The following is a 16,186-nucleotide window of genomic DNA, read 5'->3' on the forward strand; positions in this document are numbered from 1 at the left end:
ACACTAAGATGTAACTTCTTTACTATTATATACTATTTTTTAAAACAATCCTATATTTTTCTAAGTGTCTTCTATTATTTATCCAAAAGATAAAAGAGAAACTAAATTTTTCAAACTATAAGATATACTGAAGTACCAATAGCAACACCACACCAGGCACGCCTAGAAACCCCGCTACTAAAGCAGTAATGGGATTAATAACAATAGCTATCCCCAAAACACTCCCTACTAAGTTTACTAGGAATAGCATAATACCTCCTATAACACCATTCCATATAAGCTTTATAATCAATCGAATAGGTATTAATAAAATCCACCCCAAAATATATAGTAATATCAATCCAAAGGCATAAGCCAGTATGATACTTAATTCAAACCCCATAATCATCCCACCTTTATCTATATTAAAATTATTAAACAACTTAAATGGAGTAGTAATATATACTACTCCTTACATTATATCATATACTGATAAATATTATGACCAATGGAATAAGTTCTGTATTTTATTCCCATATACCATGTACCTTATCAAAAACTATCGTAAAGTTATTAAAGATTCGTTTTAATGCCCATTTCTTTAGCTCTTTTTAGCAAGTAGATATATTTTGCTTTTGTAGCTTCTACATTATATATCGCGTAATCTATAAGGTCTGGATCTGATACACTATGAAAGGTTTTTTCTGCACTTTCCCATTCTGCACGGGCTTTCTTAATAACATCAATAAATTCTTGATTTTCATCCTTCTCAGTTTCGTAAAAGTGCTGAAATTTATTATGCAGTCCACTAAAAACGGTAGAAATTCCTTCTAGGATACCTTCTCTTTTAGTAACTTGGTTTTCTTCATTCATCAATACCCCCCCTTCACCATTATAGTTTACTTATTATGCTATCCATTTTTTGTATTTTTATACCTATGATTATAAAAGCTAGAAATATTACTTCTTTAAACTATAATATGTTGATTTAAAGGGTTCCATACTAGATATATCTTTTTAAAGGAATTTTTATTATAGACATACTTATGAAATCTACCGAATTTTTTCGTAAAACATATAAATTTACAATAAATTACATCTATAAATAACACAAGCTAATAAATATAAAACAGGATAGCGCTAATCTATCCTGTTCTTCTTGTTTTTTGCCTTTTCATAGGCATTTAATGCTTTATCCAGTTTTTGACTTAATGCTACTACTTTCGGTGAAATAAGGTTTTTTTCCTTATCGATAAGCCTATGCAATTCATTTCTTAACTTATCTAATTCATCTCTACGCCATTTTTCCATCGATTTCTAGCCATCCTTTAATTTTTTAAGTCTAAAAGAATTCATCAGTTCATTAACTTTTTCTTGAGATAAAGGTTTACTTAACAAGTATCCCTGCCCATTCTCGCAAAAACATTTTTTCAAATATTCCAGTTGTTCTCGGGTTTCTATTCCTTCGGCAATTACTTCATACCTCAAATCATGCGCTAAAGATAAAATATGTTTAATAATCACTGTATCTATACTGTTCTTTGGAATTAGCTGAATAAAACTTCTATCTAGTTTTATAATATTGATGGGAAATTTTTTTAAATAAGTGAGAGAGGAATAACCTGTCCCAAAATCGTCTAGTGCAATTTTCAGTCCTTTCGCTTTTAGTCTGTTTAATCGTCTAATTACTAGGTCAACATTAGATATAATTGCTGTTTCAGTTATTTCTATTGTTATCTTTGAATAGTCTACATCAAAAGTTGATAATAATATTTCCAACTCTTGAAAATTAACGTCACTTGTTAATGTTTTGCCAGATAGGTTAATAGATAATTCTACATGACCAAGCCCTTCTTTTTCCCATTGCTTTTTCTGTGCCAAAGCAGTTTTAACAATCCACCGTTCTATACTATAAATTTGTCCTGTATCTTCTGCTACTGGAATAAATTCTACAGGTGAAATAAACCCTTCTTCATGATGATTCCATCTAATTAATGCCTCCAGACCTACTATTTCACCAGTATTAAGTTTAAACTGAGGTTGATAAAAAAGCATAAATTCTTCATTTTCTATAGCTGATTGCAATTTGTTAGCCATTTGTACATGATTCAAATTGTTTGTTTGAATATCTTTTTTATAAAAGAGAATTTTATCCTTTCCTTCTTGTTTTGCAGCATACATGGCTATATCAGCATTTTTTAAAAGCTCAGTAATGTTATGTCCATGATCAGGAAATTTAGCAATTCCTATACTCATAGAAACAAAGAATTGATGATTTTTGATAGACCATGTCCTACCAATTTTTTTCTTTATCTCTTCTATAGTTTCTATCAATATTTCATTTGATTGTAACTCTGTAAATAAAATTGCGAATTCATCTCCTCCTAGTCGTGCAACTAAATTAGGAATTTTAATTTCAGTATTAAGCGTATCTCCTATATACTTTAAAAACTCATCTCCTGCTTGATGACCCAATGTATCATTGATATATTTAAAATTATCAATATCTATATAGATAATAGCAACTTTATTTTTTTCTATTTTTTGATGAAGAAAGTTTTTTATTTCATTTTCAAACATAATTCTATTAGGCAACCCTGTAAGTGTATCGTAAAAAGCAATACGACTAACATTTTCTTCATACTTTTTTCTTTCTGTAATATCTACACCAATAGAAACAATTTTATTATTACTACCGCTATAGTTTAGCATACTACTATTCCACAGTATATCTATAGGGCTTCCATCCTTTGACATAAATTGACTTTCATGATTTTTCAGTTCTTTATTTTTCTTAATTTCTTCGAATACATCATTCATTATTGTTTGATTTTCCTTTGAAATTAATAAGTCTAACCACCTTTTATTTATTAACTCATCTTCTCTATATCCAAATGTTTTTTGACCAAAGGGATTTACACTTATTATTTTTCCTGTCTCATCCCATACGCCTATGATAACATGCGCATCATTAATGATATTTTTCGTAAAATGTTTTTGATATTCTAGCTCTCTCTCCATGCTTACCAGTTCTTCATGGGCTTTTCTTAATTGCATATATGCTTTTATTGTCTTGTTGTTAGCTCTCTGCATAAGACGCATTGTTTTTTGAGTCAATATATATGCTAAACCCATTGTTACAAAAACATATAACCAACCTTTATACGTCTGTAATTGTTTATAAACTACAGGATTATCAGTTAAAAAATCCAAAATTCTATCTGATAATAAAATCCATATCGCGCCAAATATTCCATAGGTTATAGCAATGATAAGAGGAGCGCTGTAGGGACTTAGTTTCTTCGCTTCTTCTGAATCATAAAACATTTCGCTTTGGTCGTTTAAACTTTTTATTTTGTCGTTATATTTTGCCATGGCTTATCCATCCTGTGTATTATATTCTTTTCTATGGAGTCAACAGTATAAATAAATGTTACTGTCACTTAACTGTTCCTAATAAAAGATATGGTGAAATCTTTTAATTTTAGCTGAAATGCTTTACATTACTATTCGATGTAACAATATGGTTAAAATGTTACATATAGTTTTATGCCTAGGCCTTTTATTTGTTGCTGTTTATGTTATATGCAATATCTAAGTATTAAAAATCAATTGAACTATAATGTATCTTTTTATATAATATATTTAATAAACATTACATTTTGGAAGGAAGAATATTTATGACTGTTGAGCCAATCAGGGATAAAACGAAAATTAAACAAATGTATCAATATTTAAATGGAAAAGATCCAAAATATGGTTTATTATTTAAATTTGGTCTTAATACTGGACTAAGAATTAGCGATATATTACCAATAAAAGTGAAAGACATTCTAAATAATGATGGACAATTTAAAGACTATTTAGTTTTAAGAGAAAAGAAAACTGGAAAAGAAAAAAAAATCAAATTAAATGAGACGCTTCGTAAAACCATCCTTATATACATAAAAAACTATAGTCTTTTGCCTGAAAGTTATTTATTTTCAAGTGTCAAAGGAAACCATATTGGTAGAGTTCAAGCCTATCGTGTGCTTAAGGAAGCAGCAACTGTGCTAGGTATTGAAAACTTTGGTACCCATAGCCTGCGTAAAACCTGGGGCTATTGGACGTATAAGATATCACGTTATAACGTTGGACTCATAATGGATACTTTTAATCATAGTTCACAAAATATCACGCTCCGTTATATTGGTGTTAATCAAGATCAAAAAGACGAACTGTATTCGTTAGTACAATTTTAATTTAATAAAAAAGGCCGGGTATTTTTTCCTACCAGGCCTTTTTATATTTCACAAATATAATATAAAATTTTACATTTTTACTAATTTTGTGCAGGAAATTTACCATTTGTGTCGAATTATTTCAAGATATGTATTAAGTAACATTTTAACCATATTGTTACATTAAAAAACTAAAAAACCTCTATTCCTTGATTTAACTTCATAGTTTCTAATAAATAAGACATGGTTTAAGAAAGGATTTTTGCCTCTCTACAACCATGTCCTATGACAAAACTTTATCCTTCGGTGTATTGCTAAGACGCCCACTTTAGCAAGTGGGAGATCAAGCACTACATCCTCGAAGTAAATTCGGCTACAATTCAGGGGGAGTTTTTACTCCCCCTGAATTGTAGCCGAATTTTATTTTCTTTAATAGAACTTTATTTGATACATACATTTCATGTATACACCAAATAAACATTTTTCACCCTGCAAATAAACATTTATCATAATTCTCCCCACAAGCCCCTACTCAAGCCAATCCCCATTTTTATCCATTTTATCATCCATTCTCAATTCCATTCACTTTTCCCTTAAATCTTAGGCCTTAATCCTGCTGAAATGCAAATAAAGTTGTTTCAGAATTAAGGGTTAAGGATCAAGGGTTAAGAGATGTTTTTATCCATTTTTCTTTTCCATTCTGTTTTCCATTTAGGGGCTTCAGGTCTTTATTTCAGGGCTTTTTAGGGACTAGGTTTAAGGTACAAGGGGGTAAGTCCTAAAAACGAAAAAACATGGTACAGGGAGGTTTTTACGCTTCCTGAAACCATGTTTATGATAGAACTTTCGTGTTGAATTTGATTTTTGATATAAGTTTATTTGGGTAATACATAGTAAGAATTCATGTTTTAAGGGCTATGAATTAAGATTTCATAGAATCTTTTAAATATATGTTTATTTGTGTGATTTAAATAGTAATATTACCTTATTGTTATTTCAATATTGTTCTTTCGTTGAGTTTCTTTTGTGCCTTCAATAGGATACAAAAACCAGCCTAGATTATCAGTATTATCTTGATAATCTTTGCTTAGTAAATATGTAATCTCAATACAATTAGTAATAAAATACGAAAATGATAGATTAGATAATTCATATAAACTCATACAAGGATTTCCATTATTTAGACTTGGATTTCCTTCTTCCCAAAACTTAATAAACTGATTTTCTCCTATAGCAATATGATTAACCTTGCCAACTGTATTTTGCAATACATTTCTGAAGTTTAGATTTATTTCTTCTTCTTCAAAATATACCCCTTGGTTACTCTCATAATAAAAAATTCCATTAAAAATCCTTCTATTTATTAATTGTCCAATTTCTTCTGATTTTTTTATTACACTTTCAAATCTTGAATTATCAAACTTACTTTTAACTTCTATTACTCCAACAACATTTGCTGAATTAACAACTACAAAATCACCTTCTTTAAATAGTATTGGATAGGTATTCTCGTATATTATTATATCTATCTGCGTTGAAATAGATTCATAATCATCATTGTTCATGATAAATCCAGTACCAACTGAAAAATTCTTTGGTAGATACTTCTTCAAAACATTCATTAGTATTATTTCCTTGTATCTTCCATCTTCTCCCCAATGACTGTCTCCGATTAAATATCTAACTCTATCTTTTATAATATTAAACTCAAGAGATATAGATTTATGATAATCTTTTATTCTTAACTCTAATCTATTTCTAGGCATTCACGACCCACTTCCTTAACTAATTTGCTTTTTTAAGATACCTCAATGTTATTAGAACTTGAATTAAAATTCTCTATATCTTATATGGATTACTTGTCCTCTTGATTTCATAACTTAATAAATCTATTTTATAGTTTAAAATCTCGACTCTTTTCCAGCATTCTTCAACTTCATCACTATAATATTCTCGCTTACCTTCTCTAATTATTTCAAATAAATGATTCATCCCATTATTCAATAGTTCAATTAAATGATCTACTGTAATAACAGGATCACATAAATCACATCCATTCCCCGAACCAATAGATTCTTTTATTGCAACTAGATATTCAATATCGCTAGGTTTAACTTGTTTCCATTCTTCTCCAAAATATTCTTGTAAGATTGTATCTAGGTTATGTGCAACATATTTCTTTGCATCACTTAATCTTTCCACCCCTTTTTTAACTTTTTTATCTATCCCTATAACCTCTTTAATATCATAGGGCGGAATATTCCACTTTAACTCAACTACCAATAGTTTCAGACTATGGGTATCAAAAATCAATAGGTCCATACCCGGTCTTACTGACTGTTCCTTTGTTTTTTCTTTGTTATAAATTATGGATCTATTGGTTACAAAATTTTTGATAAGGCTTTCTTGCATATCTTCACAATCATTTGATAGATTATTAAATTTCTTTTCATATAGTTTGGGGATAAGGTTGAGAAAGTTTCTCTCGGGTCTTACCATTAGATTAACAAATCGAGAAGAAAGCATCAGTTTATCCTCAACGGGAATAAAAAACTGAAACGATATTTCCGTATTTTTTATGTCTGGATTATAAGTCAGGTCATCAATTATACTCGTTATAATTTCAATATTTAAACCTGTTTCCTTTAACAACAATGATGTCCACCAATCTTTCTTCTCATTAATAATATACCTTTCTGAATCCTCTCTTTTTAAACTAATCGTTACTAAACCATCTTTTTTAGCCTTTTCAATTTCTTTCATATTTAATCGAGTTAAATAATTGTCTAATGCAGAACTAAATTTCTTGAAGTCACTCCATGTATAACCATTTATTTCCCATTCGTTCATGATTTCAAAATCACTCTCATGTGCCTTTTGCATCGCCTTATAAATATCTTCTCTACAGTCTTTTATATTACCTAATATTTGGTTTTCTCTACATACTTTCCTCCAATTATTATATCCTATAAAGTGTTTCTCATCTGGATTTTTACTTACAAACTTAATATGCTCACCATCAATAATTACATCAGTTAGTTTATTATAGGTAGCATACCAGTTTAAAAAAAATAGTTCATATGCAAATGCATAATTCAAAAATTCAACTACTTCGATTAATTTTGGCACAAAATTCTCACCTTGCTTTTGATTACAATAATCATATATCCACCTAATTCCCCATTTTATTGATTCTTGTAAAACAGTTTCATAAGTGAAATCACTTATATCAAATTTGATAGGGCTATTCTTAAATACCTCTTTTAAATTTAATTGCTTATGCATATAAAGTAATATTAAATCAGAATGTCTCAATAAAGTCTCATGTACAGCGTCTTTAAAGGATAACTTAGTTATAGAAAACTCCTTAATATGATCCTCTATTTCTCCTTTAACTTTATATATATGTTCCATTGCCATTTGTCTTTGACTATCTATTGATGAATCTAAAAGCATTGTATTCCCACCTTAACTTTTCTAATTTTATTCACTAAACCTTTATATCTTATATATCATTTAGAGTTCTGACCTCATTATCCTCTAAAACTCTAATTCCTTATCTCATCAATCAATCCTTGAACCAATTGTATTACCTCATTAAGTTTGCTTTCCTTTAATATATCTAAAGAATGTTTGTTTATTATGTATTTAAAAAAACTGTTTTCTGATATATAAATCCTTTTAACATTTTCAATTATTTCATCTCTCACCTTTAAATAATTATCTATTTTATATTTATTTTCACATTGACAATCATCAGATAACCTTTCCCATCTATCTTTAAATGACTTTTCTTTATACTCTCTATCTCTTTCTTTAGCATCAGGATAGCCCTTTAAAAATCGTTTTGGTTGGAAATACGCCTCAAAATTATTAACTTGGTTATTTCCGTTTAATGCTTCTCTCAACTGCTTTCTATACTGACATTCATAACATTCTATAGCACAGTTAAGTTCTTCTAAATCAGATGCGAATTCATATAAAAATTTATCTTCAATAAAATAATACTCAATAGAATGTTCTAATAAAACATATATACTTGATTTTAATTTATCTTTTTTGTTTGTTAATTCTTCTTCTTCAAAATCCAAAAATTGAGGTTCTTCTAGTAATGTTGCTGCTATCTCCCCATACAAACTTTCTTTTAAAACATTTGGATCTTTTACATCTGAATCTCGTAAAATTAAAACAGGGATATTGAAATTAATATTCATTAACAATTCAGCATTAGCATAAAACTTTAGATTTTGACATGAATGTGCTTGTATTACATTTATTTTATCAATCAAATTGTTGTCAATCTTATTAATTAGCGACACTACTACTTCATAATCATCTTTTCCTTCTACAAAAATAATGCCCTTATAATACAAGATATCATCTGGCTTTATTCCTAACTCATTAATAATTTTTTTGGGACTAATACACAAAATTCTTGCTTCTCCATTTTGTTTCTCAACAAGTTTAATATTATCTCCTGCTAACTTGCTCACTGTTATAGGGGAATGAGATGTGAAAACAACTTGATTATTGTCTGAAATTCTTATTAATGTATCTATCATTCTTCTTTGAAGTTCTGGGTGTAAATAAACTTCCGGCTCCTCTATTAACAATATATATTGAGTTTGCGATTGCGAAATTTGAACATAAGTTTCAAGAATTGATAATATTATCATGCTTTGATATCCTGTTCCACAATTTAATATATCATTTGAAATGCCTGTAGTTTGATCAGTTATAGTTGTATAATAAGTAGTTCCTTTAGATATATTAACAGATGCATCAATAACTACTTTAAACTCATTACCTCCTACTGCTTGATTATAATATGAAGTTATTGATTCCGCTAAGGAATTACATCTTCTTTTAGTTTCTTCTGATAAAACTTCATTAATCTCGTTATATGAAAGAATATTTCCTTCTAATGTAATATTTGTTTTTGATTCTTCATCTAGCATTTGTATTAAATCTTTTAGGTAAGAGTTATTTCCTGCTGTACTCTCTGTTTTGGGATCTCTTAACGCTGGAATAACTTTAATTTCAGGTAAAATCTTATTTAAATCAGCATCTTTTAATTCTTCATCTTGCTTATTATAGTACTTTTTAGTTATTTTTCCGCCTTTACTTGCTACCATATTAATATATAACTCATCATCATAGATTTTATATTTATCTACTGCAGAACTATATTCTGTACTTTTTAACTCGTCTAACTTTTCCTGTTGTTTTTGTATTTGAGATAGTATTTTTTCATCTTGTTCATTTTCATATTTCTTAAATAATTCTTTTATTTTTATATTTTGCTTTTCAATTTTATCATTATATACAGTTGATGCTAAGTAATCTTCATCTACTCCTCCAAAGCAAATTTCTATATTAATATCTTCAGTAGTATTTTTATGAAAATCACCACCTGCTATTGTCTTTTTACATTTTGGAAAAAAGACCTGAATAGAGTCTAAGATCGCTGACTTTCCTGTATTATTCTGACCTATGAAGGCAAATATGTCTTTTTTAACCTCTATTTCCCCTGAATCTAAGAATGACTTATAATTTTTTATTCTTAATCTCTTTATGTACATCTATTTCTCCCCCTAATACTTATATACATATCCCTTTATTCATAAAATTCGTCATATTCCTACTTTTTCCTTTTTAAATTGGAATAAAGTGATGTTATTCTCCAATAAAAAAACTTATAAACACTAAGTAACTCTTTTTGTGTTTATAAGTTTTTATTTTAGCACCTTATTTATCTTCATAATTTGGAAAATCACATTCATATCCTTTTTCTAATAATAACTTCTCTATATCTGTCTTAATAGCATTCATGTATTTAGGCTTGACTCCTGCTGTCTCCACTAGATTCCATAGAGTTATTTCCATATCTTCTTTTTCTAATTGTTTTATTCCCCACTTAATTTTGCGGACTTGAAACTCCTGAAGGCTCTCTTGTACCGATTCTATATATTGCTTTGTTAAAGGCAATTTATCTTTTTTCTTTGACATCCATCCACTTACCCCTAGTTTGCTTCCTACAGTTGTCCATGTAATTCTTTCTGGCTTTCCTTCCTGCATCTCCTTTACCACTTGTTTTACCTTTATCACAAGTTCCTGATCCCTTTGTTGCCAGTCCACAGCATTAGGTCTTTCTACATTCCTTCGTGCATGTTGCCGAAGCCAATCAATATCATATCTTGTAAGCCATCTATATACTGCCTGATGCTCCTGACGAATCTGATTACTGCTCTTATCTGGGTATTGTTTAAGTAAGTCAAGCCACTGCTTTCTTAAATCTCCTCTTTTGGCCTTAAATTCTTCCGTATCTATATATTTATTCTTAATATACTTACCTCCACCATTGTACTTCCAAAATGGCTTAATATCCAATTCAGCAATAACCTTTCTTATGGTTTTTGTAGAAGAACCTAGAATGGAAGCAATCTCTCTTATAGACAAATTTAGTTGTATTAGTTCTTTAAGTCTTTCTTCCCATAGCCCTTGATAAGCATCTATTGCATTTTCAGGAATATCAGTATTGTTGATTAGGCCTATTTTATTATTAAACAATGTATCTAAAGGAATCTCCAAAAACCTTGCCAACAATAAATATCTTAATGCATATGTAACTCTATTATTGTTACGAACCATTGTAGATAACCAACACTGTGATGAATCAGAAAGTGGAGATTGTACAATATCTAGGTACTCTTGTCCATAAAATTCTTGAAAGCCTTGTTTTAATTTCTTTTGATGAATGTAATTATTCATCCTTGCATACCCTTTTTTAATCAACTTTGCTCTAAATTGACTTTTGAACCATTCCTGATCTTTATGCTTAAATCCTCCTTTAAGGAGATTGTCTATATCTTCCGCAATCCAAAGCATCTTTTCCATAACTTTATCTGTGTACTGTGTCTCTTTTTCTACTATACAGTTATCACTTGTAGGATTTATAAACCTTTGCCTATTTCCTGCTCTTATTAATTCTTTACTATTATAAATAGGAGTTTTATGCTTAGGACATATAAAAACCCCAGTTATTTGATGGATTCTGTGCCAATAAGGCTCTCCATAGATTTTAATATCTTCCTTAAAACATTGAGGACAAAACTTAAAATATTGATTTAGATTAATGGAGTAAGAGATAAGACCTAATTTTATATAAGGTATTGAACCATTTCCATTTCTCATAGTACCTCTGATTTCTTCAGCCCTTTCAGGAGAGATAAAGGCTGCATAATATGGAAAAAGAGTATGATACTTAATAAAATACTCCGCTGTATATAATGTATTGATCGGCATGTTTTCTATTAATGCGTCCAGTTTTACAGGCAACTCTAAGGTAGCAATACAACTTCTAGTAGAAAATAAATCCTCGAAATTATGTATCTCTTTTAGATTGCCACTTCTTATGCTGTAACGCCCAAGAGTGCTATACAGTATTTCATCTGGATAGGGAGTAGGAAAAAAGTTCATATAATCCCTCCAGTAAAAATATCACTTTTAAAGTCCTTAATATATCTCTTTTCCTTTAATATCTCATAAACACTCTTGTTATCTTTTTCTCCTTGTTGCACAATATAACGAATATCGTGGGGATTTATCTGCTCTCTTTTTTCCTTTACCTTCTGCTTAGACTGTTTTTTATTCATTACCACTTCTTTATTTATAGTTTCTTCTATACTCCTATCATTCTCTTTTTCTTTTATCTTATTTAGCAGTTCTTCAGCAGCAAAATTAAGTTTAACCTTTTCTTTCGTACTCACTAAAACATCATTTAAATCTATATTAGGAATATATACATCTTCGTATTTAACCATTTCCCGAATACTACCACTTCTAAGAGCCTTAACCATAGGTTGCACCAACTGTAAGTTCTCTTTTGCAACTTTTCTAAGTATACTCGGAGTAATGTCCTCTTTCCCACTGGAAATGGCATAGGCCTGTGCAGTTGCGTAAAGTTTTATTAATAAATCCGGAATTCCCTGTGTTTCATGATAGAGCGTGTCTATTAGTTCATCTGTAAGTTGGATCTCTTTCTTAGTCCATTGATAATGCCAAATACTTTGTACTAACAAATTCCATACCTTATCCTTTTTTAAACGGTCACATATCATATCTCCATCAATTCCTATGCCCCTTCGTGCCTTTCTAAACTCTCCTTGTAAAACTCCCATGGCTTTAGGTGTTCCTACCATAATTACAGGTAATCCTACATTGTTCACAAGATTCACAAAGAAGTTCAACATCTTTTGGCTTCCACCGGATTTGGCTGTACTTAAATGCTGTATCTCGTCTATCACCAGTAAGCCAAGATTTGTATTCCGTACTACTTGATTCATAACAGTAAGCATCATATCTGTTGTAGGTCTTGTCTTAACCATTTTCTGATGATAATTTGTTCCTAATAATCTATCTATACTAATAAAAAAGTCATATAGCAATCCTTTAATAGAACCATCATAGGGACATTCTAGTTTTAACCACACCACCTGATATGTGGATAAAGGTGTTTCATAATAGCCTTTATGAACGATTACCTGTGGATATAATCTTAATATGTGGTTAAGTGCTGAAGTTTTCCCTAATCCAGATACTCCTAGCAAAGTAAACCCACTGGAAGATGGATTTACCATCCTACTATCATCAACAGCCCCATTGCCTAAATGTTCATAATCCTGACGAAACCCTTGTGCTAACTGCCATCCGTAAGGATTTCTAGTGATATATCCTTGCCGTATAGACCTTGAAATTCTACTTTCTAGTTTTATGCTCATTGGTAACGGCTGGAACACTTGAAATATCCGGTTAATAAGATGTATCCTATGATGGCTATCTAGTTTTCTTTCTTCTACATTATAAGAAGGATAAAAAGCCAATTTTTCTATTACCTCACTAGCAGTAAGCAGTGGGGGGAGGACTTCTATAAAAGGATTGTTTTTATAGTCAGGTATAATCTGCTCTTTATATTCTGCTACTTCTGCACTACATCCATCAGGAATTAGTATCCTATCAGTCACTTTGTAATCCCTCCTTTTGCTTTATTAGAAGCAATTCTATGGGATCTACTTCTTCTTCATGAAAATCACTATCTTCTACAGGCTTTTCTTCAACTTCTAACTTAAATGCTTCCTTTACCCTATTAGCCGTCTTTTCAATTTTTCTGTTTTCTCTTATATTTTCAATTCTTTTTTTATCGCTTTCTTCGCTTACAGGCTCCTTATCAAGTTCTTCTTTCGCTTGTTGTACAATATCTTCTATCTCTGCTATCAATTGCGTTTTGGCTTGGGCATCTATATCTTTCATCTTCTTTTTCTGCATTTTCTCTGCTGTCAATAGATATTCTATTTCTTCAATTGTTTTATCTTTGTACCTGCTATTTGCATCAGTTAAGTAGCATACTTCATAATCCTTCGGAGAATCCCCATGAACATATATATAGTTTAGATCCCTTGGATCATAACTAATCTTTACCTTCCAAGTTTTCTTTCTGGCATTTACAAATGTTTGGTTCTTTAACATTTCCTTTGAAACATAATACATATCTTTATATTTTACACCTTTAGCAGTTACAGTGGCTTCATCTGAAGGCATCAGGGCTAACTTGACTACATCTTCTGAAACAGTTCGTAGCGTACCCCCTCTATTTGCAATGCCCCAATTAAATATATCTCTTGGAACACATGGTATATTATCTGCTATCATCATCTCATCACGCTTGAAGTTATTAAGGATATGATAGTTGTTATAATACAAAACAGCCTTTATTATAATAATCATCAGTTCTTCTATAGTTATTAAACTGTTCAATCTGTAATCTTTGTCTCCCCTTTCCCTTCCATCCAAGTCTATCACTCCGGGAATATGAGGTTTTATAAAATTATTATTAAGGCTAAAGAAATTTTCAATATACGGTTTTATATCTGCCCTATATGGGGGGGCTAGGGTTGTCTCTATATTAAGCGTATTTATTAAATTATTAATGTTGGTTCCCTCAAGTTCACCTCTATCTGCGATTATTTTGTTTGGAAGGTGATGTACAGGCCAATCTTCTTCTTTAATGTGTATACCATACTGTTTACAAAATTCTACTTTATTTGCGGTTGCATTCAAAAGGGCCATCATTGCACCAGCATATGATCCAGTTTCCAATCCTACATAGACACCGCATATAAGTCTACTGAACCTGTCGATAACAAAATATAACGCACTCCGTCCGATCACCCAATTTCGATTATACCTTGATACTAAATATATATCTCCAATTTGACAATCTATTTCAAATGTACCGGGCTGCATTACTCCATCTGATGCATTTCCGGTAATGGCTCTATACTGCTTTTGAAACTTCTTATTACTATAGCGGCTTGTAATTTCTTTTTTAATATTTCTCTGCTTTTCAAACCAATAGCGGAACTGACCAAAGGTCGGAACCTGTGATTGTGGTTTTATGATAGGTACTTTCACTCCATTAACCATCTTATGTCCATCTACAAAATATTCTTTCCGCATTAATTCATAGGTAAGTACCAGTGAGTTTTTTGCAGTAGTATAGTAGAAACGATTAATAGATATGGTAAATATCTTTTTTATTTCTTCTGTTATATTAATTCCTTCTCCTACCACATCCTGATGTTTTCTAGGCCTTCCTCTTTTAACATCACCAACTACTCTTTCTTTTCCCCGTCCTCCGCAATTTAAATAGTCAGGTAGCAGGGCATTAGGCACTTTCCCTCTTTTCCAATACCTCTTTAAGAAATTCATAATACTTAACTCACTTACATTATTCTGTTGTGAAATCTCTTTAACATGTTTTCTTCTAAAGGTGTTCTGAAATATATGTGGCTCCTGCACAACAATTTTCTTAATCATACTCCAATTCTTATCTCTTATATCTTTATATCTTTGAGGAATATCTTCTTCCTTATATACAATTATCAAAGGGTCTGGCTCTATAAGTGCAGCAGTTTTACTTACTAAAGATGTTTCCAAATCTTCTATTTTCTTTATATAAGGAACATTATTTTTATTAATATCAATTACATATGTCCATTTTTCATCCAGCCAAAGAATCCGTTCAAGAATAGGTTGTCCATCATCTATTTTAGTCTCAATAATAGAATTTACACTATACTTCACAGATTCACCACTCCTTCCTTTTTAAATTGAGGAAATATCAATGTGCTACTGTTGTTTTTAAGATTTATAGGTTTATCCATATCAATCTTTACTATTTTATTGGCTATCATATATTTGAATAATAGAAGTCCTGATCCTTTATCTATATCATAATCTTGCTCGTAGCCAAATATAATATCTCTTATAATCCCCTTACTCTCAACTAGTCTATATAACAAACCTTCTATGAGTCCCTCCACATCACTTTTACTAAAACCAAGATACTCACTACTATCTATAATCGAACGAATCCACTCTATATTTTTTGCTCTTACAATATTGATATCTTTATTAGTAACAATTCCCCAATCTATACCCTTCCCTTCTTGCCAGTATCTCCTTTCTATCTCAAGTTTCTCTTGTGTAATACTTTTAGAAAGTTCGGATGCATATTTTATCGACCTTGCAATGCTCCTTGTATTTCCATCCTTATCTAGTAATGTGATTAAAAAAGAAGTTGCAAATATATATGAAGTTCCATTCTCCTTGTTTTGAAATTTATTGAGTTTCAAATCTGATGTATCTTTTAGAACTTCTTCTAAATCCAGTAGTGGATAATGCTCTCGTATGTCTAACACTGCATCTTCCCACTCTAGTAAATAAAAGTAGTGTAGTTGAGTATTGGAAAAGAAATGATGCATACGGTTTGTTTTTTTACTAAATGTTCGGGTAGTCATACCCATAGACGGAAAGTCCTGCGTATTAAGCCAAGGTTTATAATTCTCCCCTTCTCCAGAGCCTCGTCCTTCTTTTATAAATTCTTTTATCTTATTTTCATTCCATACTAATTTTCTCTTAGCCATACC

12 protein-coding genes are annotated in these 16,186 nt (G+C 30.6%); 1 reads left to right on the forward strand and 11 read right to left on the reverse strand.

Features of this window, described 5'->3' with window-relative positions; genetic code table 11:
* Window positions 1-115: 115 nt before the first annotated feature.
* From BJL90_RS05250 to BJL90_RS05260, 4 genes are all read right to left on the reverse strand, one after another.
* Complete coding sequence (locus BJL90_RS05250) at window positions 116-382, reverse strand: pro-sigmaK processing inhibitor BofA family protein (protein WP_205684275.1); 267 nt, start codon at window positions 380-382, stop codon at window positions 116-118.
* Window positions 383-552: 170 nt separating this feature from the next.
* The gene (locus BJL90_RS05255; protein ID WP_081562227.1) at window positions 553-852 is read right to left on the reverse strand and encodes a YaaL family protein; all 300 of its coding nucleotides are present in this window, start codon (window positions 850-852) and stop codon (window positions 553-555) included.
* Window positions 853-1,119: 267 nt separating this feature from the next.
* Window positions 1,120-1,290: an aspartyl-phosphate phosphatase Spo0E family protein gene (locus BJL90_RS21360; protein WP_081562228.1), complete on the reverse strand. Its 171-nt coding sequence runs from the start codon at window positions 1,288-1,290 to the stop codon at window positions 1,120-1,122.
* A gap of 6 nt (window positions 1,291-1,296) precedes the next feature.
* Window positions 1,297-3,354 (reverse strand): EAL domain-containing protein, encoded by a 2,058-nt coding sequence (locus tag BJL90_RS05260; protein ID WP_070964963.1) that lies wholly within the window; start codon window positions 3,352-3,354, stop codon window positions 1,297-1,299.
* 305 nt (window positions 3,355-3,659) lie between these two features.
* Between BJL90_RS05260 and BJL90_RS05265 the strand changes: the two genes are divergently transcribed.
* Window positions 3,660-4,220: a tyrosine-type recombinase/integrase gene (locus BJL90_RS05265; RefSeq protein ID WP_070964966.1), complete on the forward strand. Its 561-nt coding sequence runs from the start codon at window positions 3,660-3,662 to the stop codon at window positions 4,218-4,220.
* 959 nt (window positions 4,221-5,179) lie between these two features.
* Here the strand turns inward: BJL90_RS05265 and BJL90_RS05270 are convergent.
* The 7 genes from BJL90_RS05270 to BJL90_RS05300 all read right to left on the reverse strand — a co-directional run bounded on the left by BJL90_RS05270 (window position 5,180) and on the right by BJL90_RS05300 (window position 16,183).
* A complete protein-coding gene (locus tag BJL90_RS05270; protein WP_070964969.1) occupies window positions 5,180-5,965 on the reverse strand; it encodes a DUF6602 domain-containing protein in 786 nt (261 codons plus the stop codon).
* A gap of 73 nt (window positions 5,966-6,038) precedes the next feature.
* The gene (locus BJL90_RS05275; RefSeq protein WP_070964972.1) at window positions 6,039-7,655 is read right to left on the reverse strand and encodes a hypothetical protein; all 1,617 of its coding nucleotides are present in this window, start codon (window positions 7,653-7,655) and stop codon (window positions 6,039-6,041) included.
* A gap of 92 nt (window positions 7,656-7,747) precedes the next feature.
* A complete protein-coding gene (locus BJL90_RS05280; RefSeq protein ID WP_070964975.1) occupies window positions 7,748-9,781 on the reverse strand; it encodes an ATP-dependent nuclease in 2,034 nt (677 codons plus the stop codon).
* A gap of 166 nt (window positions 9,782-9,947) precedes the next feature.
* Window positions 9,948-11,678 (reverse strand): TnsD family Tn7-like transposition protein, encoded by a 1,731-nt coding sequence (locus BJL90_RS05285; protein WP_070964977.1) that lies wholly within the window; start codon window positions 11,676-11,678, stop codon window positions 9,948-9,950.
* Window positions 11,675-13,222, reverse strand: coding sequence for an ATP-binding protein (locus BJL90_RS05290; RefSeq protein WP_070964980.1), 1,548 nt, complete (start codon window positions 13,220-13,222; stop codon window positions 11,675-11,677). The genes BJL90_RS05285 and BJL90_RS05290 overlap by 4 nt, the downstream gene beginning before the upstream one ends.
* Window positions 13,215-15,341, reverse strand: a complete 2,127-nt coding sequence (locus BJL90_RS05295) for a Mu transposase C-terminal domain-containing protein (protein WP_070964983.1) — start codon at window positions 15,339-15,341, stop codon at window positions 13,215-13,217. The genes BJL90_RS05290 and BJL90_RS05295 overlap by 8 nt, the downstream gene beginning before the upstream one ends.
* Complete coding sequence (locus BJL90_RS05300; RefSeq protein WP_070964985.1) at window positions 15,338-16,183, reverse strand: heteromeric transposase endonuclease subunit TnsA; 846 nt, start codon at window positions 16,181-16,183, stop codon at window positions 15,338-15,340. The genes BJL90_RS05295 and BJL90_RS05300 overlap by 4 nt, the downstream gene beginning before the upstream one ends.
* Window positions 16,184-16,186: the final 3 nt, after the last annotated feature.

The sequence above is a fragment of the Clostridium formicaceticum genome, from assembly GCF_001854185.1.
GTDB classification, from domain to species: domain Bacteria; phylum Bacillota; class Clostridia; order Peptostreptococcales; family Natronincolaceae; genus Andreesenella; species Andreesenella formicacetica.